Source organism: Streptomyces sp. MspMP-M5 (genome assembly GCF_000373585.1).
GTDB lineage: Bacteria > Actinomycetota > Actinomycetes > Streptomycetales > Streptomycetaceae > Streptomyces.
The window spans coordinates 195228-219172 of record NZ_KB891853.1 but is presented as its reverse complement, the minus strand read 5'-3'; the positions used below and the strand labels follow the sequence as shown (position 1 = coordinate 219172).

Below are 23945 nucleotides of genomic sequence, written 5' to 3'. Positions count from 1 at the left end.
CGGTCGTATGAGCCCCACCTCGGACAACGCCGTCCGCGCGTACATCACCACCCACCGCGACGCCTTCCTCGCCGACCTCGCGGAGTGGCTGCGCATCCCCTCCGTCTCCGCCGACCCCGGCCGCGCCGGCGAGGTGCGCCGCAGCGCCGAGTGGCTCGCCGGCAAGCTCGCGGAGACCGGCTTCCCGGTGACCGAGGTGTGGGAGACCGGGGGACTGCCCGCGGTCTTCGCCGAGTGGCCCGCCGGCGACCCGACCGCCCCGACGGTGCTCGTCTACGGCCACCACGACGTCCAGCCCGCCGCCCGCGAGGACGGCTGGCACACCGACCCGTTCGAGCCGGTGACCGTCGACGGCCGCCTCTACGCCCGCGGCGCCGCCGACGACAAGGGCCAGGTCTTCTTCCACACCCTGGGCGTCCGCGCCCACCTGGCGGCGACCGGCCGCACCGCCCCGGCCGTCAACCTCAAGCTGCTCATCGAGGGCGAGGAGGAGTCCGGCTCACCGAACTTCCCGGCCCTGGTCGCGCGCCACGCCGACCGCCTGGCCTGCGACGCGGTGATCGTCTCCGACACCGGGATGTGGTCCGAGGACACCCCCACCGTCTGCACCGGCATGCGCGGCCTGACGGACTGCCAGATCGACCTGTACGGCCCCGACCAGGACATCCACTCCGGCTCGTTCGGCGGCGCGGTGCCCAACCCGGCCACCGAGGCGGCCCGCCTCGCCGCCGCGCTCCACGACGACGACCGCCGGGTCGCCGTCCCCGGCTTCTACGACGGCGTGATCGAACTCACCGAGCGCGAGCGCGAACTCCTCGCCGAGCTGCCCTTCGACGAGGAGCGCTGGCTGCGCACCGCCCACTCGCACGCCACCCTCGGCGAGGCCGGCGCCACGACCCTGGAGCGCATCTGGGCCCGCCCCACCGCCGAGGTCAACGGCATCGGCGGCGGCTATCAGGGCCCCGGCGGCAAGACCATCGTCCCGGCCTCCGCCCAGCTGAAGCTCTCCTTCCGCCTGGTCGCCGGCCAGGACGCCGAGGCCGTCCAGCAGGCCGTCCGCGCCTGGGTCGCGGACCGGCTCCCGGCCGGCATCCGCCACGAGATCACCTTCTGGGGCGCCACCCGCCCCTGCCTGACCCCGCTCGACCACCCGGCGCTCCAGTCCGTCGTCCGCGCCATGGGCCGGGCCTTCGGCACAGAGATCCGCTTCACCCGCGAGGGCGGTTCGGGCCCGGCCGCCGACCTCCAGGACGTCCTCGGCGTCCCGGTCCTCTTCCTGGGCATCTCGGTGCCCTCCGACGGCTGGCACGCGCCGAACGAGAAGGTCGAACTCGACCTGCTGATGAAGGGCGTCGAGACCGCCGCGCACCTCTGGGGCGACCTGGCGGACACCTGGCGCCCGTCCTGACCGCGCGCACCGCCGTACCGCTCCGCGCTCGCAGGCCGCAATGCAGCAATCACCCACGCCACAGGGGGAGTTGGAAACAGCAGTGACCACCTGGACCGACCACACGGCCGACCGGCCGATCACCTTCAGCGCGCCGAGCGGAATCGACCGCTCCGCCCATCACCGCCTCGACGAGGCATGGCTGGCGGCGGCCTGGAGCCACCCGACGACGCGGGTCTTCGTCGTGTCCGGGGGGCAGGCGCTGATCGACGACACCCCCGACGGCCGCACCGAGCTGATCATGACGCCGTCCTTCGAGGCGCCGCTGACCGAGGCCCACCGCTACTACCTCGGCACCGACGAGGACGGCGTCAGCTACTTCGCCCTCCAGAAGGACTCACTGCCCGGCCGCATGGACCAGTCCGCCCGCGCCGCCGGCCTGCGCGAGGCCGGCCTGCTGCTCTCCCCCCGGGACGCCGGCCTGCTCGTCCACGCCGTGGCGCTGGAGAACTGGCAGCGGATGCACCGCTTCTGCTCCCGCTGCGGCGAGCGGACGGTCATCGCCGCGGCCGGCCACATCCGCCGCTGCCCGGCCTGCGGCGCCGAGCACTACCCGCGCACCGACCCGGCCGTGATCATGCTCGTCACCGACGACCAGGACCGCGCCCTCCTCGGCCGCCAGGTCCACTGGCCCGAGGGGCGCTTCTCGACCCTCGCCGGCTTCGTCGAGCCGGGCGAGTCCATCGAGCAGTCGGTCGCCCGCGAGGTCTACGAGGAGGCCGGGGTCGTCGTCGGGGACGTCGAGTACGTCGCCAGCCAGCCCTGGCCCTTCCCGTCCAGCCTGATGCTGGGCTTCATGGCCCGCGCCACCTCCGCCGAGATCCGGGTGGACGGCGAGGAGATCGAGGAGGCCCGGTGGTTCTCCCGGGACGACCTCGACGCCGCCTTCGCCTCCGGAGAGGTCCTCCCGCCCTACGGCATCTCCATCGCCGCCCGCCTCATCGAGAGGTGGTACGGCAAGCCGCTGCCCAGGCCGTGACCCCCGTGGCCCCGGGCAGGACAGGGCCGCCGGCCGGCTCCCTCACGGACCGGCCGACGGCCCGGCTCTGCGCGGTGCGCCGGGCCCTCAGGCCGCGGCCACCTTCTCCTTGACCTGAGCCAGGGACGGGTTGGTCAGCGTCGTGCCGTCGGCGAAGAGGACGGTCGGCACCGTCTGGTTGCCGCCGTTGGCCTTCTCCACGAACGCCGCGGACTCCGGGTCCTGCTCGATGTTGATCTCGGTGTAGGCGATGCCCTCGCGGTCCATCTGGCTCTTCAGCCGACGGCAGTAACCGCACCAGGTCGTGCTGTACATCGTCACAGTGCCCGCCATGCGTCCCAGGCTCCTTAGCTCGGTCTCGATCGTGATCATGTGCCACGCGCGTCGCTCCGACACCGTGGCACCAACCACCACAACGCCCACCCGGCCCGGACCATTCCCGGCGCCCGCCGCCCCGCACCGCCGTCCCCGTCCGGCAGCGGCCGCCCCCGCCGTCCCCAGCCGGGCACACCGGTACGACCGGTCCCCGGGCGGTGTGGACGGCTTTCCCGGCAACCCCGGCGAACCTGGCAGCATGGCGGGGTGACAGCAGCAACGGACGCCACCCTCTTCCCACAGGTCCCGGCGACGGCCGACGCGGTGCTCGACGGGCTCGACCCCGAGCAGCGCGAGGTCGCCACGGCCCTGCACGGACCGGTGTGCGTCCTGGCCGGCGCCGGCACCGGCAAGACCCGCGCCATCACCCACCGCATCGCCTACGGCGTCCGGGCCGGCATCCTCCAGCCCGGCAGTGTGCTCGCGGTCACCTTCACCGCCCGCGCGGCCGGCGAGATGCGCGGCCGGCTCCGGCAGCTCGGCGCGGCCGGCGTGCAGGCCCGCACCTTCCACTCCGCCGCCCTGCGCCAGCTGCAGTTCTTCTGGCCCCGGGCGGTCGGCGGCGAGCTGCCGCGGCTGCTGGACCGCAAGGGCCCGCTGGTCGCCGAGGCCGCCGCCCGCTGCCGCCTCCGCCTCGACCGCAACGAGCTGCGCGACGTCACCGGCGAGATCGAGTGGTCCAAGGTCACCCAGACGGTGCCGGCCGACTATCCGGCCGCGCTCGTCAAGGCCGGCCGCGAGGCCCCCCGCGACCCCGCCGAGACCGGCCAGATATACGCCACCTACGAACAGCTCAAGCGGGACCGCGGCACCATCGACTTCGAGGACGTGCTGCTGCTCACGGTCGGCGTGCTCCAGGACCGGCACGACATCGCCGAGCAGGTCCGCGCCCAGTACCAGCACTTCGTCGTCGACGAGTACCAGGACGTCAGCCCGCTCCAGCAGCGGCTGCTGGAGCTGTGGCTGGGCGACCGCGACAGCCTGTGCGTGGTCGGCGACGCCAGCCAGACGATCTACAGCTTCACCGGCGCCACCCCCGACCACCTCCTCGACTTCCGCATCCGCCATCCGCAGGCCACGGTCGTCAAGCTCGTCCGCGACTACCGCTCCACCCCCCAGGTCGTCCACCTCGCCAACGGCCTGCTCGCCGGTGCCCGGGGCCGCGCCGCCGAGCACCGCCTGGAGCTGGTCTCGCAGCGCGAGCCCGGCGCCGAGCCGGTGTTCACCGAGTACGCCGACGAGCCCGCCGAGGCCGAGGGCACCGCCCGCCGGATCCGCGACCTGATCGCCGCCGGCGTCCCGGCCGGCGAGATCGCGGTCCTCTTCCGCATCAACGCCCAGTCCGAGGTCTACGAGCAGGCCCTCGCCGACGCCGGCGTGCCCTACCAGCTGCGCGGCGCCGAGCGGTTCTTCGAGCGGCCCGAGGTCCGCGAGGCCGGCGTCAAACTGCGCGGCGCGGCCCGCTTCGGCGGCAACGACACCCTGCTCGCCGGCGCGGCCGGCCTGCCTTCCGAGGTCCGCGCGGTGCTCAGCGACATGGGCTGGACCGATCAGCCGCCGGCCGGGTCGGGCGCGGCGCGCGACCGCTGGGAGTCCCTGGCCGCCCTGGTGCGGCTCGCCGAGGACTTCGCCCGGGCCCGGCCGACGGCCACCCTCGCCGACCTCGTCGCCGAGCTCGACGAGCGGGCCGCCGCCCAGCACGCCCCGACCGTCGAGGGCGTCACCCTCGCCTCGCTGCACGCCGCCAAGGGCCTGGAGTGGGACGCGGTGTTCCTGGTCGGCCTCACCGAGGGCATGCTGCCGCTCCACCACGCCCGCACCGACGAGCAGATCGAGGAGGAGCGCCGGCTGCTCTACGTCGGCATCACCCGCGCCCGGCGCCATCTGGCGCTGTCCTGGTCGCTGGCCCGCTCGCCCGGTGGCCGGCCCTCGCGCGGGGCCAGCCGCTTCCTCGGCGGCCTCCGGCCCGGCTCCCGCGCGGCCGGGCACCGCCACGGCACGGGCGCGACCGGCGGCGTCGAGCGCGGCAGCGGCTCGGCGGCCCCCGGCCGGCCCCGCCGGACGCACCGCAGCCCGGCCCGCTGCCGGGTCTGCCACCGTACGCTGACCGACCCCGGCGAGATGAAGCTGATGCGCTGCGAGGACTGCCCCTCGGAGCTCGACGAGGCGCTCTACGAGCGGCTCCGGGACTGGCGTGCCGACCAGGCCGCCCGCACCCGCCAGCCCGCCTACTGCGTCTTCACCGACAAGACCCTGATGGCCATCGCCGAGGCGGTTCCGACGGCCGCCGAGGACCTCGCCGTCATCCCCGGCGTCGGCCGCCGCAAGCTCGACCGCTTCGGTGCCGACGTACTGGCGATCTGCGCCGGTGAGGAGCCTGACGGGGAGCCCGCAGGGGGCGCCGCGGGGGGCGTGGAGAGCGCCGCGGAAAACTCGTCGAAAAAATAGTTTGCGCCCGCGGAGCGCATCCCCATAGCCTTCGGAAGCAGCGGAGACAACGGAACTTCCGAGATCCGATGGATCCGTGCTGTACTTGAACACCCCGGACCGGGTATTCCCGGTCCCCCGAGACGCCGAGAGGAGGCGAGCCCAGTGATCAGCTTCATCGAGACCAACAAAATGACCGATCTCTCGGTCGTCGCCCCCTGCGCTCTCGGCATCTCGCTCCTTGGCACCGGTCTGTCCGGCTCCGGCCGTCCGTCCGGTACCGAGGTCGCGCGTCCCGACGCCCTCGCCGTCCCGACGGCGGGCGAGCGCATCGCGCGACCGACCGAGGCACCCGCGGCAGCGGTAGCGACGGCGGCGAACGCCCTTGCCTTCGCGACGGCGGCCAATGGTGCCGAATCCCGGAAGCAGTACCCGTCCCAGCACGCCATGTGGGCCTACCGCGGCCTCGAACCCTGGAGAGATCCAGCCTGATCGGCGATCAGGTCGGCACCTTCCAGGGCCGCGGAACCCACACCGGGATCCGCGGTCCTTTTGTTTTGCCCAACGCGCCCGCCACCAGCCGGGCCGGAACAGACGAGGAACACACCACCGTGCAACTCCAGACGCACACCCCGTCCGCCACCGACCTGATCCCTCCGCCTGACCTCCAGGAGAACCCCTTGTTGCCCCTCACCGAGCTCGACGACGAGATCGACCGCCTCGGCACCGCCGTACCCTGCCGCACCTACGACCCCGAGGTCTTCTTCGCCGAGTCCCCGGCCGACGTCGAGTACGCCAAGACGCTGTGCCAGACCTGCCCGGTGCGCGAGTCCTGCCTGGCCGGCGCCAAGGAGCGCCGCGAGCCCTGGGGCGTCTGGGGCGGCGAGCTCTTCGTCCAGGGTGTCGTCGTGCCCCGGAAGCGTCCGCGGGGCCGTCCGCGCAAGAACCCGGTCGTGGCATGAACACCGCGCGCACAGGAACGATCGACCGTCCCGTCACCCGGGACCCCCGGAAGCAGGACCCCACGATGAACCCGACTTTCACCGAGACCACCACCCCCGCGAACCCCGGCGCCCTCGCGTCGCGCCAGAACAGGAACCTCGCCATGCAACTCATGCCAGAAGCCCTGGCCCGGGCCCATGTGGAACAACGCCTGCAGGAGGCCGAGTCCGAACGCAGGGGGCATCGGCTCGCCGCCGCGCGGCGGATGCAGCGGCGCGCCGAGCGCGCGTCGCTGCGTGCCCGCCGGGCGCTGGCCATGGCCGTGATGCAGTGACCGGGCACACCCGCACCGCACACTGAGGCGCCGTCAGCACGGGGCCCGTCCGACCGGACGGGCCCCGTGCTGCGTTGCGTCCCGATTCACGACGGCTGCGGGGATATCGTCGGATGGTGGACCAGAAGACGCATCAACAGGCGGAGTTGGCCTCCGACGCCACGGTCTGCGCGCGCTGCGGCGCAGTGGCCGAGGACGCCCCACCGACCTGGACCTGCTCGGTCGAGAACGGCGAGCGCCGGTACTTCTGCGACCGCTGCGCCCGGGACAACATCCGTGCCATCGAGGGCCGGCTGGACTCCAGCTGGTGGTGAGGGTCAGGCCGGACTCCCCGCCGCGCTCCCGGCGGAGCTGTCCGCGCCCGGCTCCTCCCTGCCCGCTTCCTCCGGGGCCGGGTCCTCCTCGGCCGTGTCGGGCAGGAACCCCGGCATCCACGTCTCCAGCTCGTCGCGCAGCCGCACCGTGGCCCCCAGCTGGCACAGCACCCCGATGGTGCTCAAGGTCACACGGTGGATCAGGAGGTAGGCGGGCGGCAGATTGAGCTGCCTGCCCAACTGGTGTGCGGGGGAGCGCGGATCGCCGATCCGGGCCCCCTGCCGGCGCATCCAGCCCCGGGAGAAGGCGAACGCGTCCACCTGCGCGGGCTCGATGATCGGCAGCAGATACTCCAGCACCGCCTCCGGATCCAGCTCGACGGACTCCTTGACGAAGCCCTCCTCGCACAGCATGCGGTAGACCGCCTCCGCCTCGCCGTCCAGCGTCATCCGCAGCGCGGTGCCGATCGTCGGCGGCAGCCCGTCCGGCAGCCGGTCGACCGTGCCGAAGTCCAGCACACCCAGCCGCCACCCGGACACCGGACCGTCCGGCTCCGCCCCGGGCAGCAGCCGGAAGTTGCCCGGGTGCGGATCGGCGTGCAGCAGGCCGGTGCGCGCCGGACCGGAGAAGAGGAAGTGCGCCAGCAGCTGCCCGGCGCGGTCGCGCTGCTCCTCGGTGCCGTCGGCGATCACCTCGGACAGCGGCACCCCGTCCAGCCACTCCGTCACCAGCACCTGGTCGCTCTGGTGCACCACGGCCGGCACCACCACGTCCGGATCGCCGGCGAACTCCGCGGCGTGCGCCCGCTGGGCCTCGGCCTCCAGGGCGTAGTCCAGCTCCTCCGAGACCCGATCGCGCAGCTCGGTGATGAGCGGTTTGACGTCCATCCCCGGGATCAGCGGGCCGAGCAGCCGCGCGAACCGGCTGAGCTGCGCCAGATCCGACAGCAGCGCCGGACCCGCGCCCGGATACTGCACCTTGACGGCCACCTCCCGGCCGTCGTGCCACACCGCCCGGTGCACCTGCCCGATCGACGCCGCCGCGGCCGGCTTGTCCTCGAACTCCTCGAACAGCTCCCGCCAGTCCGCCCCGAGCCGCTCGGCCAGCACGGCGTGCACCGTGCTCGCCGGCAGCGGCGGCGCCGCCTCCTGAAGCTTCGTCAGCGCCGCCCGATACGGACCGGCGATCTCCTCGGGCAGCGCCGACTCGAAGACGGACAGTGCCTGGCCGAACTTCATCGCACCGCCCTTCAGCTCGCCGAGCACCTTGAAGAGCTGCTCCGCGGTGCGCTGTTGGAGCTCCCGGCCGACGATCTCGGCGGATCTGCCGCCGAGCCGTTTGCCCAGGCCCCAGGTGGCACGGCCGGCGAACCCCAGTGGCAGCGCGGCCAGCTTGACGGTCCGGGTGACCGCCTTGCGGGGAAGATCAGACATGCGCCCCTCCAACTCACACCGTCCCCTACCGGGGTTACCCCGTCATTGTTGCGTGTCGCGGCCGCGGAACCGAGGCGTCCACCGTGCCCCGTACGGCGGCGGCACCGCAGCAGCAGTCCGGATGCGGGGCGATCCGCACCGTCCGCACGCTCGCACACGGCAGCGGGAGCTCCATCCGCGCCCCCACGCAGGGCGGCGGCTCGCCGTCGAGGAACGCCAGCGCCTGGACGGCGGCGAGCCCGGCGACCGCCGTCGCCAGCGCGGCGTCGCAGGCCGGCACCGCCGGCGTACCGCGCCCCGAGCGCCACTGCGCGAGCAGCCGCGGCCAGGCCGGCTCGGCGTCCGTGCGCCGGAGTTCGTCGCAGCCGGCGCAGGCCGAGACACCGGGCACCACGAGCGGGCCCACCACTCCCGTGCCCTCCAAAACTCCCGCGTAGAGATGCGGGATGCCGGCGGTGAGGAGCGGTTCGGCGAGCACCGGATCGGGGGCGTAGGCACCGAGGCCGTCGCGCGGGGCGAGCACCATGAGGGAGACACCGGGCTCGCCGGACTCGGTGACGGGGCCGCCGGGGCGGCACCGGCGGCTCCACGGGGAGGACTCCCGGACCAGCCGCCGCGCGGCCTCGTCCCGCCGCTCGCCGATCTGACCGGCCGTCGGGCCGCCCGGGACGACGTCCCATGGCGCGACGGTGCCGCCGTCCACCACGTCCACCCGGCCTACCCCCGAGGCCGCCAGCAGCGCCGCGATCTGGGTGCCCACCCGTCCCGCGCCCTTCACCTTGACCCGGACCGTCCGGCGCACCCCTATCTGCGCGAGCGGCCCGGCGGCCGCCCCGGACTGGCGCACCGAGAGCGCGGCCAGATCCGCCCGCAGCCGTGCGACGGCCCGGTCGTCCGGCGGCGCGGCACCGCCCGCCGGCCCGCCCGCCGCCGGGGCCTCCAGCAACCCCGCCGCGCCGAGCCGCTCCACCACCCCACGCGCCCGCTCCGGCGTGACATCCAGTGCCGCGGCCTCGTCGAGCAGCTGCGGCAGCGAGCGGGTGCCGTCGAGCAGTTCGAGGAAATAGCCGGTCGCCACATCGACCGGACCGACCACCCGGGCATGGGCCGGCGTCACGCCGAACCGCACCGTCTCCCGGTCCCGCCAGCCGCGCCGCAGCGCGGGCTTGAGCATCGGATGCATCTCATCCGCCCCCGTTCGTTTCGTCCGGCCCCCAGCATGCGCCGGAACCGCGCCGGACACGGAAGTTATCCACAGGCCCCGGGCATTCGTCGTACAAACCCGTGCACGCCGGGGGCGTTCAGGTGGCGAACCATCCGAGGGTCGGGACTTCGCACAGCGCCAGCGGGTAACGTCGGGCGCGTGCCCGCCGACCCTTCCCCGCGCGGATCCGGGGAGACGCCCCTGCGCCGCGCCGCCGACCGCCCGCGCCGGGCCGACCCGAGCCCGCCGGCCCGCCCGGTCGAGGTGCGTCGCAGCACCCGGCGGCGCCGGACGGTCTCCGCGTACCGCGAGGGCGACCGCACGATCGTCCTGATCCCGGCCCGGATGTCGCAGGCCGAGGAGCAGCGCTGGGTCTCGGTCATGCTGGACAAGCTCGCCGCGCAGGAGAGCAAGCGGATGCTGGGCGACGGCGAACTGGCCGAGCGCGCCGAGCGGCTCTCCGCGCAGTACCTCGACGGGCGGGCTCGTCCGGAGACGGTCCGCTGGGTCACCAACCAGAACACCCGCTGGGGCTCGTGCACCCCGGCCGAGGGCAGCATCCGCCTCTCGCACCGCCTCCAGGGCATGCCCGAGTACGTCATCGACTACGTCCTGCTGCACGAGCTGGCGCACCTCCTCGTACCCGGCCACGGGCCCGAGTTCTGGCTGCTGCTGGAGCCGTATCCGCGCACCGAACGGGCGCGCGGCTATCTCGAAGGCGTGGTGGCCGCCGACCGGCTGCCGCATCTGCCCGCCGCCCGCCGGCGCTGACCGGACCCGGCCGTTCCCCGGCGCGCCCCGGGGCCGCCCGCCGCCGGCGTCAGCGGTTAGCCTGGCGTGGGTACGGACTTGACGCGAGCGGGGGAGGGGCGCAGCCCATGGCCAGGGAATTCCAGCGCGGCCACAAGGCCAGGCTTGCCGATCTGACGGCGGAACGGGACCTGTACGTCGGGGTGCGGATCGCCGGCCCCGGTTTGAGCTTCGACATCAGCTGCTTCGGACTGGACGGCGACGAGCGGCTCTCCGACGACCGCTACTTCGTCTTCTTCAACCAGCCCGTGACGCCCGAGGAGGCGGTCCGGCAGCTCGGTCCGCAGGACGGCGACACCGACTCCTTCCGCGTCGCCCTGGACCGCGTCCCGCCGCACATCCGGAAGCTGACCTTCACCGCCGCCCTCGACGGCGCGGGCCAGATGGCGCAGATCGGCCCCGGTTTCCTGCGCATCGTGGCCGGCGGCCAGGAGGTGGCCCGGTATCCCTTCACCGGCGGGGAGTTCAGCACCGAGCGCGCCGTGATGCTCGGCGACCTGTACCTCAAGGACGTCTGGCGGTTCGCCGCGGTCGGCCAGGGCTTCGACGGCGGACTGGAGGCGCTGCTGACGAACTTCGGCGGCGAGGTCCTGGAGGAGGGCGACGAGGCCGCCGAGCCGCCGGCGCCGCCCACCGCCGCGCAGGGCGCGCCCGACTTCCCGCTGCCGCCGCCGGCCCCGGCGCCCGCCCCGTCGGCCGCGCCGCCCGTCTCCGCCGCGCCCGCCGCCCCGGCTCCGCCGGTGCCCACCGCCCCGGACCCGCGCGCCCCCGCGCCGGCGCATCCGCAGCAGACCCCGCCCCCGGTGCCGCAGCCCGCCGCCGCGCAGATCCACAGCGCGCCCACGGTCGTGGCGCCGCTGGTGCCGCCCGGTGGCCCGGTGCCGCCGCCGGGCGTACCAGGTCCGCCGCCCCCGCCGCCCCCGGCACCGGGCATGCAGGGGCCGCCGCCCCCGCCCCCTTACGGCCACCAGCCGCCGCCGGCCCCCTACGGGCAGCAGCCGCCCCCGCCGCCGCAGTACGGTCAGCAGCCTCCGCCGCCGCCTCCGTACGGGCAGCAGCCGCCTCCGCCCCCGTACGGCCAGCAACCCCCGCCGCTTCCCGCTGGATACGCCGCGCCCCAGGGGCAGCCGGTGCCGCTCCCGCCGCCGCCCGCTCCGTACGGGCAGCCGGGGCAGCAGCAGCCGGGAGCCCCGTACGCCCCGTATCCGGGGCAGGGCGCGCCCCTCCCCGAGGAGCCGGGCACCCACGGCGCGCCACCGCAGGACGATCCCCGCCGGGACCGCTGACCGACGCGCCCGCATCCCCCGCACGGGAAGTCCCCCGCACAGGAAAACGGCGCCCGCCCCAACACGAGGGGCGGGCGCCGTTTGTGACGATGCGTCAGGAGTGCGCGGCCAGCAGTGCCCGGGTGTCCGCCACCAGGCGCACCACCGAGTCGTCGGCGACCGCGGGCACCTCGTCGTAGCCGAACCACCGCAGGTCCAGCGACTCGTCGCTGATCGCCGCCACCGCGTCCGCGGGCGCCAGCGCGGCGTACTGGACGTCGAGATGCTCTGCGCAGGGCGTCCGGTGGCGGTCCAGCCGCACCGGTGCGTCACCCAGCAGCGTCAGCCCGTGCGCGATTCCGGACTCCTCACGTGCCTCGCGCAGCGCCGCGTCGGCCAGCGAGGTGTCCTCGGGCTCGCAGTGGCCGCCCATCTGCAGCCACATCTCCAACTTGCGGTGCAGGGTGAGCAGTACGCGCCCGCCCACCGGGTCGATCACCAGCGCACTGGCCGTCAGGTGCCCGTCCTTGCACGGCTTCCACATGCCGTCCTGATGGGCCGCGAGATGGTCCAGATAGGCCAGCCGCAGCTGTTCCTGGCCGGGCGAGGGCGCGGGCCACTCCTTTAGCACCCGCGCCGCGTCCGCGTGCAGGCTCACCGGGTGCCGTCGCCCTTGCCCTCGTCCTCGGGGCCGCGCGGGCCGCCGTCGGCCGGGCCGGAACCCTCGGCGCCGGCGTCCCCGCCGCGCTTGGTGAGGTCCGGGCCGCCGCCGCTGGCCGCCTCGCCCAGCATCTTGTCGAGCTCGGAGAAGTCCGCGTGCTCGCGGTGGACGAAGCCGTCCGGGTCGTCCAGATCCCCCGCCGTCGGCAGCATGTCCGGGTGCTCCCACAGGCCGTCGCGGCCCTCCAGGCCCCGGGCGTCCGTCAGGGAGGCCCACAGCCGCGAGGCGTCCCGCAGGCGGCGCGGGCGCAGCTGGAGCCCGATCAGCGTGGAGAACGTCTGCTCGGCCGGACCGCCGGTGGCCCGGCGCCGCCGCAGCGTCTCGCGGAGCTTGTCCGCGGACGGCAGGTGCGGCTTGGCGGCGGCGTGCACCACCGCGTCCACCCAGCCCTCGACGAGCGCCAGCGCGGTCTCCAGACGGGCCAGCGCGGCCTTCTGCTCCGGGGTGTCCTCGGGCTGGAACATGCCGCCCTGGAGGGCGTTCTGCAGCTCCTCGGGGTGCTGCGGGTCGATCTGGCCGACCATGTCCTCCAGCTTGGTCGTGTCGACCTTGATGCCGCGCGCATAGCCCTCGACGGCACCGGACAGATGCGCGCGCAGCCACGGCACATGGGCGAAGAGCCGCTGGTGGGCGGCCTCGCGCAGGGCCAGATAGAGCCGCACCTCCTCCTCCGGGACGCCCAGTCCGGCGCCGAACGCCGTGACGTTCGCCGGCAGCAGCGCCGCCTTGCCGGCCGGGCCCAGCGGCAGCCCGACGTCGGTGGAACCGACGACCTCGGAGGCCAGCACACCCAGCGCCTGCCCGATCTGGGCGCCGAACATCGCGCCGCCCATGGAGCGCATCATCCCGAGCAGCGGGCCGGCCATGGCCTGCATCTCCTCGGGCAGCACCTCGCCCATCGCCGCCCCGACCCGCTCGGCGAGCGGATCGACCAGGTCCTTCCACACCGGCAGGGTCTCCTCGACCCACTCGGCGCGGCTCCAGGCCACCACCGAGCCGGAGCCCGACGGGAGCGACGTCACCCCGTCCAGCCACAGGTCCGCCAGGCGCACGGCCTCCTGGACCGCCGTCCGCTCACCGGAGGAGACGCTGGCGTCCTTGCTGCCGTCCTCGGCGCCCTGCGCGACGGTCTGCCGCGCGATGTCCTTGGCCATCTCCCAGTTCACCGGGCCGCCCTCGTAGGAGAGCATCTGGCCGAGCCGCTGGAAGGCGGCGCCGAGATCGCCGGGGTTCATCTGGCCGCCGGGTCCCCCCATGCCGCCGAAGAGCGCGGCGAACGGATTGTCCGCGGCGCCGCTCCCGCCGCCGAACCCGAAGGGGTTCGCGGGGCCCTGGCTACCTCCCTGGCCGCCCTTCTGCTTGCCGTTGTCGCCGTCCTCCGGCTCCTCCGGCGGAAGGCCGAATCCGAATGGGGTGTCACTCACGGGTTTCCTCGGCTCGTAGGGCCGCCGGCCCTACGCCGACGGCGGCTGCCCGACATCACCTCCAGCGTAGACACTCGCCCCGCCTCGGGGCTCGGTGCTTCGCTGTCCCGGTGGCTGCGGCAGGATGGATGCCACCTGGTGCGGATGCGTTCGACGCGCCCGCACTGAAGACAACCGCTGGAGACGCCCGGTGAGTTCCCCAGATCCGACCGTTCGCGCAGCGCGAAACGCTGCCGCCACAGCCGAACAGGCAGACCGCAGCCCGGCCGGCGCCGGCCGGCCGCTGCGCCGCCCCGTCGTCGCCGTCACCGGAGCCGCCTCCGGGGTCGGCGCGCTGCTCACCCGTGCCCTGGTCGCGTCCGACGAGGTCAAGGAGGTGGTGGCCATCGACGAACGGCCCGGTGACGTCGCCGAGGCCCAGTGGCACGTCCTGGACGTCCGCGATCCCGCCATCGCCGACAAACTCCGCGGAACGGACGTCGTCGTCCATCTCGCCCTCGACCTCGACCTGGAGACCGACGCCGCGGCCCGCACCGCCTACAACGTGCGCGGCACCCAGACCGTGCTGACCGCCGCCGCGGCCGCCGGCGTCCACCGGGTGGTGCTGTGCACCTCCGCCATGGTCTACGGGGCGCTGCCCGACAACGACGTCCCGCTCGCCGAGGACGCCGAGCTGCGCGCCACCGCGGACGCCACCGGGGTCGGCGACCTCCTGGAGATCGAGCATCTGGCGCGCCGCGCCCCGCGCGCCCACCCCGGCCTGAACGTCACCGTGCTGCGCCCCGCCGTCCTGGTAGGCGGTACCGACACCGCGCTCACCCGCTACTTCGAGTCGCCGCGCCTCCTGGTCGTCGCCGGCTCCCGCCCGGCCTGGCAGTTCTGCCACGTGGAGGACCTGGTCGGCGCCCTGGAGTACGCCGCGCTGGAGAAGGTCGAGGGCGAGCTGGCGGTGGGCTGCGACGGCTGGCTGGAGCAGGAGGAGGTCGAGGAGCTCTCCGGTATCCGGCGCATGGAGCTGCCGTCCTCGGTGGCGCTGGGGGCCGCCGCCCGGCTGCACCGGATCGGCCTGACGCCGTCGCCCGCCGGGGACCTCGCCTACACCATGCACCCCTGGGTGGTCAGCGGCAGCCGGCTGCACGACGCGGGCTGGCGGCCCCGGTGGACCAACGAGGAGGTCCTCGCCGAGCTGCTGGCGGAGGTCGCCGGCCGGCACACGGTCGCCGGCCGCCGGCTGGGCCGCAAGGACGCCACCGCCGCGGGCGCCGCCGGCGCCACCGTCGCGCTCCTCGGTACCGCGGCCCTGGTCCGCCGCGCCCGCAAGGCCCGCCGCCGCATCTGACGCCACCGGGCCACCGGCCGCCGGCGCGCCCCGACCGGACCGGCCCCGAGGCCCGACGCCTGTACGAGCCTCCATACGGGGCCTCGGACGCCCGGTGGAATCGGCCATTTCCCGGTGCCTGCCCGGTGCGGCACGATGGGACCATGTCTGGCACGCACTCCCGGCCCTCCACCGACCGCGACCACCCCGGCGAGCAGGGCGCCGCAGACCCGATCCGGCTCCTGGAGATCCGCGACACCCCCCTCTCCGTGGACGAGGTCTTCGCGGCCGTCGGGGACCGTGCCGCGGGCGGCACCGCCCTCTTCGTCGGCACCGTCCGCTCGCACGACGGCGGCGCGGACGTCGACGGCCTGGGGTACTCCGCGCACCCGTCCGCCGCGGCGGAGCTGCGCCGGGTCGCCGAGAAGGTCGTCGCCGACCACCCGGTCCGCGCGCTGGCCGCCGTCCACCGTGTGGGGGATCTGGCCATCGGCGATCTGGCCGTGGTCGTGGCGGTCTCCTGCCCGCACCGCGCCGAGGCGTTCGCGGCCTGCCGCACACTTATCGACGACCTCAAACACGAGGTGCCCATCTGGAAGCACCAGACCTTCTCGGACGGCACCGAGGAATGGGTGGGGGCGTAAGCGCCCCCTCTTCCGGGGGTGGTGGTCGGGCGACGGGAGGGCGGGTGGGGGCGTAAGCGCCCTCTTCTGGGGGTGGTGGCCGGGCGGCGGGAGGGCGGTTCGGGGCCTGACGGTCCGCGCCCCGCGACCGAACCGGTACCTCGGGTTCCGGTTGCGTAACCGGCTCCCCGGCACCAGCGTTGACGTGGCGGATGGTTAATCTGCTTATGTGTCGATTCGTGGGCGCGCAAGGTGTAGGGAGGTCCCCATGGGAGCGCTCCTCTGGCTGCTGATTCCGGTGCTGGCCGGACTGGTCGCCGCGCTGTGGAGCAGCTGGGCCATGCGCAACCGCCGGAGCGGGGACATCGCCGAGCTGGCCGGCTACGCACGGTTCCGCGCCGCGATGGAGAAGCAGCACCTCGCTCCCGCCCCCGCCGCGGCCGCCCCCGAGCACGCCTCGGATCCGGTCTGACGCCTCCAGCCCGGCGCGGCCCGGCGCCGATCCCCGTACGGACGGCCCCGCGGGCCGGTTGTCATACCCGTCCCGTACTGTCGTTCCATGCCACGCCGCACCGCGACGCTGCTCGCCTCGACCCTGATGCTGATCGCGCTGCTCTGCGCCGGGGTGCTGATTCCCGTCCCGTATGCCGAGATGTCGCCGGGGCCGACGGTCAACACCCTCGGTGACCACAACGGCGAGCCCGTCCTCCAGATCGGCGGCGGCCGGAAGACGTACCAGACCTCCGGCCATCTGAACATGACCACGGTCCGCGTCACCGGCCCGGACTACCGCATGAACCTCCTCGAGGCGGTCTACGGCTGGCTGGACCCGAGCAGCGCGGTGGTGCCGCACCGCACGCTCTACCCCGAGGGGCAGACGGCCCAGCAGGCCGACCAGCAGAACGCCGAGGAGTTCACCCAGTCCCAGGAGAGCGCCAAGGCCGCCGCCCTCCGGCAGCTGCACATCCCGGTCGCCAGTCAGACCGTCGTGGGCGCCGTCGTCAAGGACAAGCCGGCCGACGGGCTGCTGCACGCCGGCGACGTGATCAGGGCGGTGGACGGCAGGAAGGTCCAGCAGGCCGGCGACGTGGCCGCGTTCGTCACCCGGCACAAGCCGGGGCAGAAGGTGGTCTTCACCGTCATCCCCGCCAAGGAGGCGGCCGCCGCGGAGAAGCAGGGCAAGGAGCCCGAGGGCCCCGGCAAGCAGGTCGCGCTCACCACGGCGGCGGACGGCGGCCGGGCGGTCGTGGGCATCCAGGCCCAGGTGGACCACATCTTCCCGTTCCCCATCGACGTGAAGCTCGCCGACGTCGGCGGCCCCAGCGCCGGGCTGATGTTCGCGCTCGGCATCGTGGACAAGCTCACCCCCGGCGGCAATCTGACCGGCGGCCGGTTCGTGGCGGGCACGGGCACGATCGACGACCAGGGCAAGGTCGGCCCGATCGGCGGCATTTCGATGAAGACGATCGGCGCGCGGGACAAGGGCGCGGAGTTCTTCCTGACGCCCAAGGACAACTGCGCGGCCGCCGCGAAGGACACCCCCGCCGGACTCCGGCTGGTCAAGGTCGACACCATAGGGGACGCGGTGCGGGCGCTGGCGAAGATCCGCACGAACGACCTGGCCGGCCTGCCGAGTTGCAGCCCGGCAGGCCGGTAGCGGAAGCAGGAGCGGGAGCGGCGGGCCCGGCCGGCCCGCCGCGCGCTTACTCCTCCTCGAAGGTGGCCGCCAGCGCGTCCGCGAGGCCGGGGACCAGCGACCTGCCGGTCAGCACCTCGGAGGTGGAGTCCTTCGCGCGCAACCGCAGCGCCGACTCGCGGGAGCCGTCCCGGAGGACGGCCACCGTCATCCGCACCTCCTGGCGCTCGGGGTGCTCGGCGACCCACTTGGCGAGCTGCTGCTCGGTCATGCCCGCCGGCTCGGCATCCTCGGCGGACGGCGGCAGCATCAGGCGCTCCACGGTCAGCGCGCAGCCGACCACGGCGTCGGGCCAGGCGATGGTGGCGAGGAACTCGTCCAGCGGGGCGCCGGCCGGGATCTCGTCCTGTTCGATGGGGGTCAGGGAGGTGTCGGTGGACTCCTCGATGCCCAGCTGGGCGGCGAGCGAGGGCTCCTGTTCCCGGAGCTTCGCGGTGTCGACGAGGGCGAACAAACGGGCGGGCTGGTCCCAGCCGAGGCCGGCGGCGTACTCGTCGATCTCGAGTACCGCGCGGGTCAGCGGGTCGGCGGCCAGGGGGGTGCCGTCAACGGGGAGGTTGGTCATGCCCAACATCGTGCCTTGAACACCCCGGAAATCGGGAACCGAGTAAAGCCGTCGTAAGTTGCATCACTGGGTCCTAGTATCGCCGGGCCTGCTCTCCACACGACAGCAAACTTCGAGGTGCGCACCTTGGCTTTCCAGATGCCGGACCGCGGCGGAGGCCCTTCCGGGCCACGGATCAGAGTCGGCCGACCGTCGCGGCGGTTCAGGACCCTGCTCATGACGTTGGGCGTACTGGCCGTGCTGGCCATGCTCTTCGTGATGTTCTCGGGATTCTGGACCGACTGGCTCTGGTACCGCTCGGTCCACTTCTCGTCGGTCTTCACCACCACCCTGTGGACCAAGATCGGGCTCTTCTTCTCCTTCGGCGTCGTGATGGCGGTCGCCGTCGGCGTCAACATCTGGCTGGCGCACCGGCTGCGGCCGCCGCTCAGCGCGATGTCCATGGAGCAGCAGAGCCTGGACCGCTACCGCATGGGCATCGCCCCGTTCAAGAAGTGGGCGCTGGTCGCGATCACGGCGGTGATCGGGCTGATCGCCGGGGCCTCCGCCTCCGGTGAGTGGCGCACGTGGCTCCAGTGGATCAACGGCGTCCCGTTCGGCACCACGGACCCGCAGTTCCACAAGGACGTCTCGTTCTACGCCTTCGATCTGCCGTGGTACCGCTTCCTGTTGAGCTTCGGCTTCGCCTGCGCGGTGCTGTCCCTGGTGGCCGCCGTGCTCACCCACTACCTCTACGGCGGGCTGCGGCTGACCAGCCCCGGCTCGCGGGCGACCGCCGCGGCCACCGGTCACCTCTCGGTGCTGCTGGGCATCTTCGTCTCCCTGAAGGCGGTCGCGTACTGGCTCGACCGGTACGGCCTCGCGGTGAAGTCCAGCGGCCTGAAGTCGGCCGACAACTGGACCGGCCTGCGCTACGTCGACGCCAACGCCTACCTGCCGGCGAAGACCATCCTGTTCTTCATCGCGGCGATCTGCGCGGTGCTGTTCTTCGCCACCCTGTGGCGGCGCACCTGGCAGCTGCCGGTGATCGGCTTCGGCCTGATGGTGCTCTCCGCCGTCCTGATCGGCGGGCTGTACCCGGCGATCGTCCAGAAGTTCCAGGTCCAGCCGAACGAGCAGGCCAAGGAAGCGCCGTACATCAACAAGAACATCAAGGCGACCCGGGACGCGTACGGCATCCAGGACTCCGAGGTGACGCCCTACAAGGGCAACTACAAGCCGGCCTCCAAGGAGGACGCCCAGCGGCTGCGCGACGAGGCCGACAGCACCGCCAGCATGCGGCTGCTCGACCCGAACGTGGTCTCGCCGGCCTTCCAGCAACAGCAGCAGGTGCGGTCCTACTACCAGTTCCCGTCCACCCTGGACGTCGACCGGTACAAGGACAAGGACGGCAAGGAGCAGGACACCGTCATCGGCCTGCGCGAGCTGAACATCGCCGGCATCCCCGAGCGCAACTGGATCAACGACCACTTCAAGTACACCCACGGCTACGGCGCGGTCACCGCCAAGGGCACCGAGACCGCCGACGGCGGCGGCCCGCAGTACACCGAGTCCGACCTGCCGACCAAGGGCCAGCTCCCGACGTACGAACAGCGTGTCTACTACGGCGAGAAGACCACCCAGTACTCCATCGTGGGCGGGCCGCAGAAGGAGCTGGACTACTCCGACGACAGCGGCGAGAAGGGCTACCGCTACCAGGGCAAGAGTGGGGTGAGCCTGTCCAACCCGATCAACCGCGCCGCCTACGCGGTGGCGTTCGGGGAGCCGCAGATCCTCTACTCCGGCGCCATCGGGGACAAGTCGCGGATCCTGTACAACCGCACGCCCAAGGAGCGCGTCGAGTCCGTCGCCCCCTGGCTGACCATCGACGGCGACGCCTACCCGGCAGTGATCAACGGCCGGATCCAGTGGATCGTGGACGCGTACACCACCAGCAACGGCTACCCGTACGCCTCGCGCACCACCCTCGGGGACAGCACCGCCGACTCGCTCACCAACGGCCAGCGCGCGGTGGTGGCCCAGCAGAACCAGGTCAACTACATCCGCAACTCCGTCAAGGCCACGGTCGACGCGTACGACGGCACGGTCAAGCTCTACCAGTGGGACGACAAGGACCCGGTCCTCAAGACCTGGATGAAGGCGTTCCCCGGCACGGTCGAGAAGAAGAGCGAGATCAGCCCGGACCTGCTGTCCCACCTGCGGTACCCGCAGGACCTGTTCAAGGTGCAGCGCCAGCTGCTGACCACGTACCACGTCACCGACCCGGGCACCTTCTACACCGGTTCGGAGCGCTGGCAGATCCCCAGCGACCCGACCACCAAGTCGGGCAACGCGGTGCCGCCGTACTACCTCAGCATGAAGATGCCCGACCAGAAGGACCAGGCGTTCTCGCTGACGACGACCTTCACGCCCAACAAGAAGGACAACCTGGGCGCCTTCATGGCGGTCGACGCGGACGCGACGAGCCGCGACTACGGCCGGATCAGACTGCTGAAGCTGCCCGCGCAGACACCGGTGCCGGGCCCGCAGCTGGCCCAGTCGAAGTTCAACTCCGACCCCACGATCGCCAACGAGCTCAACATCCTCAAGAAGTTCGGCGACTCGGAGATCGAGTACGGCAACCTGCTGACGGTGCCCCTCAACGGCGGTCTGCTCTACGTCGAACCGGTCTATCTGCGCGGCGCCAACACCAACTACCCGCTCCTGAAGAAGGTGTTGGTGAGCTACGGCGACAACAAGCCGGTCCTGGAGAACAGCCTCAAGGACGCGCTCGACGTGGTCTTCGGCAAGAAGGCGCCGAGCACCGGCTCGCAGAACCCGCCGCCCGGCGGCGGGCAGACCGGTGAGCAGCCGCCGCCGGCCGACAAGACCGTGCAGCAGGCCCTGGCGGACGCCGAGAAGGCGTACGACGAGGGCGAGAAGGCGCGGGTGGCCGGCGACTGGGCCGCGTACGGCGAGGCCCAGAAGAAGCTGAAGGCCGCGCTGGACCAGGCGGCCAAGGCGTCCGAGAAGGGCGGCAAGTCGGGCGGCTGAGCCGCCGGCGCGGACCCCGTGGCCCGGTGGCCGCCGGCGTGAACCGGCGGCCACGGGGGCCGGGTGTCAACCGCGGTCCCCGCGACGTGATACGTTGGAGTCACAACGACGCGGGGTGGAGCAGCTCGGTAGCTCGCTGGGCTCATAACCCAGAGGTCGCAGGTTCAAATCCTGTCCCCGCTACTGAAGACCAAGGCCCGGATTCCTTGAATCCGGGCCTTCGTCATGCGTTCGGGTCAAAGCTGATCAGGGGCGGGTCGGACAACCCATGTGGGAAAGCTGTGTGCTTGAGTTTGGCATGTCGCCGTGTCGGGAAGTCGACAAACCGCTGAAGTGACCTCACTGGCTGCGGTATACCAGGTGTACGCGGGTTACAGGTGATGCGACGATGGTTCTTATGGGGGACAAGGCAAGGTTGTTGGAGACGGACCGGTTTGTGCAGGCGCCCGACGACGGGCGCGATTCCGAAATGTCGATGGACGCGATGGAGGCCGACGGCACGGCCGAGGCGTCCGACGCGGTGACCGAGTCCGGCTACCGCCGCGCCGCCGAGGCGGGCGACGCCGCCGCCATGAGCGCGCTGGGGGCGATGCTGCTGCGCCGCGCCGACCTCGACGGCGCCGAGCCGCACCTTCGTTCCGCGGCCGCCGCCGGTGACCGGGCCGCGGCCAACAACCTCGGCGTCCTCCTCCACCAGCGGGGCTACGCCGAGGAGGCCGCAGGCTGGTGGCGGATCGCCGCCGTCGCCGGCTCCGCCGCCGCCGCGCACGCCCTGGGCCGCCACTACCGCGAGCGCGGCGACGAGCCGGCTGCCGAGTACTGGCTGCGCCAGTCCGCCGAGTCCGGCCACTGCCTGGGCGCCTACGCCCTCGCCGACCTCCTGGAGCACCGCGGCGACATCGGCGCCGAGCGCTGGTTCCGGGCCGCCGCCGAGCGCGGCCACCGCGAGGCCGCCTACCGCCTCGCCCGGCTCATCGAGGACGGCCGCGACGCCGACCGCCGCACGACGCCCGCCTACGGGGAGCTGAAGCAGCAGGCCGAGGTCGAGCAGTGGTACCGCCAGGCCGCGGCCCGCGGGCACCGGCGGGCCGCGCTCCAGCTCGGCGCGCTACTGGAGGAGCGCGGCGACGTCCAGGAGGCCGGCCGCTGGTACCTCTCCGCGGCCAAGGACGGCGAGGCCCGCGCCGCCTGCGCGCTGGGATTCCTGCTCCGCGACGCCGGGGACGAGGAGAGCGCCGCGGAGTGGTGGCGGCGGGCCGCCCAGGACGGCGACGGCAACGCCGCCAACGCCCTCGGCGCGCTGCACGCGGACCGCGGCGAGCCGCAGACCGCCGAGCGCTGGTACCGCGCCGCCCTGGATGCCGGCGATGTCAACGGCGCCTACAACCTCGGCCTGCTCTGCACCGAGCAGGGCCGGCCCGGCCGGGGCGAGCAGTGGTACCGCCGCGCCGCCTACGCCGGGCACCGCGAGGCCGCCAACGCGCTGGCCATCCTGCTGCTCCAGCGCGGCGACGCGTCCGGGGCCGAGCCGTGGTTCTCCAAGGCGGCCGAGGCGGGCAGCGTGGACGCCGCGTTCAACCTCGGCATCCTGTTCACCGGCCGCGGCGAGGAGCGGCTGGCGCGCTCCTGGTACGAGCGGGCGGCCGCCGCCGGGCACACCGACGCGGCGCTCCAGGTCGCCATAGCGCAGCTGCGCGACGGCGACCTCCGGGAAGCGGAGGGCAACCTCCGCTGCGCGGCCGGCGGCGGCAGCACCGAGGCGGCGTTCCGGCTCGCCGATCTTCTCGACCGGCGGTCCGCGGAGGCGGACGGCGAGCGGTCCGAGGACGAGGAGAGCCGGCAGTGGTACGAGCGCGCGGCCCGGCAGGGGCACCGCCGCGCCCAGGTCCGGGTTGGCATGTTCGCGGCGGCCCGCGGTGACGCGGTCGAGGCGGCGACGTGGTACCGCGCGGCCGCCGAGGCCGGCAGCCGCAACGGCGCCTTCAACCTCGGCCTGCTGCTGGCCCGCGAGGGCAGCCTGCCCGAGGCCGCCCTGTGGTGGCAGCGCGCCGCCGAGAGCGGCCACGGCCGGGCGGCGCTGCGGCTGGCGCTGATCGCCGCCCGCCGCGGGGCGCTCACGGAGGCCCAGCGCTGGTGTGCGCGGGCGGTGGAGCTGGGCCCGCCCGAGGTGGCGGAGCGGGCGGCCCGGCTGCGGACGGCGCTCCAGGAGGAGCTGAGCGCATGACGGCCGGCCGGGGGCACTGATCCCGGCACCCGGGGCCCGGTCCACTGGACCGGGCCCCGGGCCGTCCGGAGCCGTCCGGAACGAATTTGCGCTGGTCGTCGGCGTGGGGTTAGAGTTGAGACACAACGACGCGGGGTGGAGCAGCTCGGTAGCTCGCTGGGCTCATAACCCAGAGGTCGCAGGTTCAAATCCTGTCCCCGCTACTGAAACCGAAGGCCCGGATCCTCAGGATCCGGGCCTTCGGCATATCCGGGCGGGCAGACGTGCGGCGAGGGCAGCAGCCCCCGGGCCGTAAGTGCGGCCGCGGGGGCTGGTGGCGTCGGCTGCGGCCCGGACGGGGGTCCGGGGCCCGGATCAGGACTGACCGCTGCAGTTGGGGCAGATGCCCCGGTACGTCACGGTGACCTCGGAGACCTGGAAGCCGTAGCGCTCCGGTTCGGGCAGCGCGGAGAGCGGGTCGCCGTGGAGGTGTACATCGCGGATCGTCCCGCAGCGCGAGCAGACCAGGTGCTGGTGGTCGTGGTGGGCGTTGGGGTCGTAGCGCTTGGCGCGGCCGTCGGTGCTCACCTCGATCACCTCACCGAGCGAGACCAGCTCGCCCAGGGTGTTGTAGACCGTCGCGCGGGAGATCTCGGGGAGCCGTTCGGACGCCTTGGCGTGCACCTCGTCGGCGGTGTAGTGGACGTGGTCCCCGTCCAGCACCTCGGCGACGACGCGGCGCTGCGCGGTCAGCCGCCAGCCGCGGCCCCGGAGTCGTTCCAGCAGGTCACTCATGCCAATCACCTATCAGTCAGATAGTCACCAGGGTAG

21 protein-coding genes, 2 tRNA genes and 1 pseudogene are annotated in these 23945 nt (G+C 73.4%); 17 read left to right on the top strand and 7 right to left on the bottom strand.

Annotation, left to right across the window (positions count from 1 at the left end; all coding sequences use genetic code 11):
* Positions 1-7: 7 nt before the first annotated feature.
* Together B073_RS0101015 and nudC are read left to right on the top strand one after the other, a co-directional pair.
* On the top strand, positions 8-1408 hold the full coding sequence (locus B073_RS0101015; RefSeq protein ID WP_018536230.1) for a dipeptidase: 1401 nt from the start codon (positions 8-10) through the stop codon (positions 1406-1408).
* 82 nt (positions 1409-1490) lie between these two features.
* Entirely contained in the window at positions 1491-2426 is a 936-nt protein-coding gene (nudC, locus tag B073_RS0101010) for an NAD(+) diphosphatase (RefSeq protein ID WP_018536229.1), read from the top strand.
* Between the two features lie 87 nt (positions 2427-2513).
* On the opposite strand, the gene B073_RS0101005 is transcribed toward nudC, so the two are convergent.
* Positions 2514-2759 carry a mycoredoxin gene (locus B073_RS0101005; protein WP_018536228.1) on the bottom strand — a complete coding sequence of 82 codons (246 nt, stop codon included), beginning with the start codon at positions 2757-2759 and terminating at the stop codon, positions 2514-2516.
* Between the two features lie 249 nt (positions 2760-3008).
* On the opposite strand from B073_RS0101005, the gene B073_RS0101000 reads away from it, so the two are divergent.
* The 5 genes from B073_RS0101000 (at position 3009) to B073_RS38785 (ending at position 6818) form a co-directional block, all read left to right on the top strand.
* Positions 3009-5249: an ATP-dependent DNA helicase UvrD2 gene (locus B073_RS0101000; protein WP_018536227.1), complete on the top strand. Its 2241-nt coding sequence runs from the start codon at positions 3009-3011 to the stop codon at positions 5247-5249.
* A gap of 144 nt (positions 5250-5393) precedes the next feature.
* Positions 5394-5720 (top strand): hypothetical protein, encoded by a 327-nt coding sequence (locus B073_RS46170; protein ID WP_018536226.1) that lies wholly within the window; start codon positions 5394-5396, stop codon positions 5718-5720.
* A 119-nt stretch (positions 5721-5839) separates the two neighbouring features.
* Positions 5840-6190, top strand: a complete 351-nt coding sequence (locus B073_RS0100990; protein WP_026246923.1) for a WhiB family transcriptional regulator — start codon at positions 5840-5842, stop codon at positions 6188-6190.
* A complete protein-coding gene (locus tag B073_RS0100985) occupies positions 6187-6504 on the top strand; it encodes a hypothetical protein (RefSeq protein ID WP_018536224.1) in 318 nt (105 codons plus the stop codon). The genes B073_RS0100990 and B073_RS0100985 overlap by 4 nt, the downstream gene beginning before the upstream one ends.
* 113 nt (positions 6505-6617) lie before the next feature.
* The gene (locus B073_RS38785) at positions 6618-6818 is read left to right on the top strand and encodes a hypothetical protein (RefSeq protein WP_018536223.1); all 201 of its coding nucleotides are present in this window, start codon (positions 6618-6620) and stop codon (positions 6816-6818) included.
* 3 nt (positions 6819-6821) lie between these two features.
* On the opposite strand, the gene B073_RS0100975 is transcribed toward B073_RS38785, so the two are convergent.
* Together B073_RS0100975 and B073_RS0100970 are read right to left on the bottom strand one after the other, a co-directional pair.
* Positions 6822-8252, bottom strand: coding sequence for an ABC1 kinase family protein (locus tag B073_RS0100975; protein ID WP_018536222.1), 1431 nt, complete (start codon positions 8250-8252; stop codon positions 6822-6824).
* Between the two features lie 34 nt (positions 8253-8286).
* Complete coding sequence (locus B073_RS0100970; protein WP_018536221.1) at positions 8287-9426, bottom strand: ThiF family adenylyltransferase; 1140 nt, start codon at positions 9424-9426, stop codon at positions 8287-8289.
* Positions 9427-9615: 189 nt separating this feature from the next.
* Between B073_RS0100970 and B073_RS0100965 the strand changes: the two genes are divergently transcribed.
* Complete coding sequence (locus B073_RS0100965) at positions 9616-10227, top strand: SprT-like domain-containing protein (RefSeq protein ID WP_018536220.1); 612 nt, start codon at positions 9616-9618, stop codon at positions 10225-10227.
* Between the two features lie 107 nt (positions 10228-10334).
* Positions 10335-11468 (top strand): annotated as a pseudogene (locus tag B073_RS38780) (TerD family protein); the annotation flags it as partial.
* A 178-nt stretch (positions 11469-11646) separates the two neighbouring features.
* Here B073_RS38780 and B073_RS0100955 read toward each other — a convergent pair.
* Together B073_RS0100955 and B073_RS0100950 are read right to left on the bottom strand one after the other, a co-directional pair.
* The gene (locus B073_RS0100955; protein ID WP_018536218.1) at positions 11647-12189 is read right to left on the bottom strand and encodes an NUDIX hydrolase; all 543 of its coding nucleotides are present in this window, start codon (positions 12187-12189) and stop codon (positions 11647-11649) included.
* A complete protein-coding gene (locus B073_RS0100950) occupies positions 12186-13676 on the bottom strand; it encodes a zinc-dependent metalloprotease (RefSeq protein WP_018536217.1) in 1491 nt (496 codons plus the stop codon). Before B073_RS0100950 ends, B073_RS0100955 begins: the two co-directional genes overlap by 4 nt.
* A gap of 190 nt (positions 13677-13866) precedes the next feature.
* On the opposite strand from B073_RS0100950, the gene B073_RS0100945 reads away from it, so the two are divergent.
* From B073_RS0100945 to B073_RS0100930, 4 genes are all read left to right on the top strand, one after another.
* Entirely contained in the window at positions 13867-15015 is a 1149-nt protein-coding gene (locus B073_RS0100945; protein ID WP_018536216.1) for an SDR family oxidoreductase, read from the top strand.
* 143 nt (positions 15016-15158) lie between these two features.
* A complete protein-coding gene (locus B073_RS0100940; protein ID WP_018536215.1) occupies positions 15159-15638 on the top strand; it encodes a molybdenum cofactor biosynthesis protein MoaE in 480 nt (159 codons plus the stop codon).
* A gap of 247 nt (positions 15639-15885) precedes the next feature.
* Complete coding sequence (locus tag B073_RS0100935; RefSeq protein WP_018536214.1) at positions 15886-16089, top strand: hypothetical protein; 204 nt, start codon at positions 15886-15888, stop codon at positions 16087-16089.
* An 87-nt stretch (positions 16090-16176) separates the two neighbouring features.
* Positions 16177-17274, top strand: coding sequence for a PDZ domain-containing protein (locus B073_RS0100930; RefSeq protein WP_018536213.1), 1098 nt, complete (start codon positions 16177-16179; stop codon positions 17272-17274).
* Between the two features lie 46 nt (positions 17275-17320).
* Here the strand turns inward: B073_RS0100930 and B073_RS0100925 are convergent, their stop codons facing one another.
* Complete coding sequence (locus B073_RS0100925) at positions 17321-17878, bottom strand: PPA1309 family protein (RefSeq protein WP_018536212.1); 558 nt, start codon at positions 17876-17878, stop codon at positions 17321-17323.
* A 138-nt stretch (positions 17879-18016) separates the two neighbouring features.
* On the opposite strand from B073_RS0100925, the gene B073_RS0100920 reads away from it, so the two are divergent.
* The 4 genes from B073_RS0100920 to B073_RS0100905 all read left to right on the top strand — a co-directional run bounded on the left by B073_RS0100920 (position 18017) and on the right by B073_RS0100905 (position 23338).
* Entirely contained in the window at positions 18017-20911 is a 2895-nt protein-coding gene (locus tag B073_RS0100920) for a UPF0182 family protein (RefSeq protein ID WP_078507844.1), read from the top strand.
* 109 nt (positions 20912-21020) lie between these two features.
* Positions 21021-21094, top strand: a tRNA-Met gene (locus tag B073_RS0100915).
* Positions 21095-21299: 205 nt separating this feature from the next.
* On the top strand, positions 21300-23135 hold the full coding sequence (locus tag B073_RS0100910) for a tetratricopeptide repeat protein (protein ID WP_199788076.1): 1836 nt from the start codon (positions 21300-21302) through the stop codon (positions 23133-23135).
* Positions 23136-23264: 129 nt separating this feature from the next.
* Positions 23265-23338: transfer RNA gene (locus B073_RS0100905), tRNA-Met, on the top strand.
* Between the two features lie 151 nt (positions 23339-23489).
* On the opposite strand, the gene B073_RS0100900 is transcribed toward B073_RS0100905, so the two are convergent.
* Positions 23490-23909 (bottom strand): Fur family transcriptional regulator, encoded by a 420-nt coding sequence (locus B073_RS0100900; protein ID WP_018536209.1) that lies wholly within the window; start codon positions 23907-23909, stop codon positions 23490-23492.
* Positions 23910-23945 lie beyond the last annotated feature (36 nt).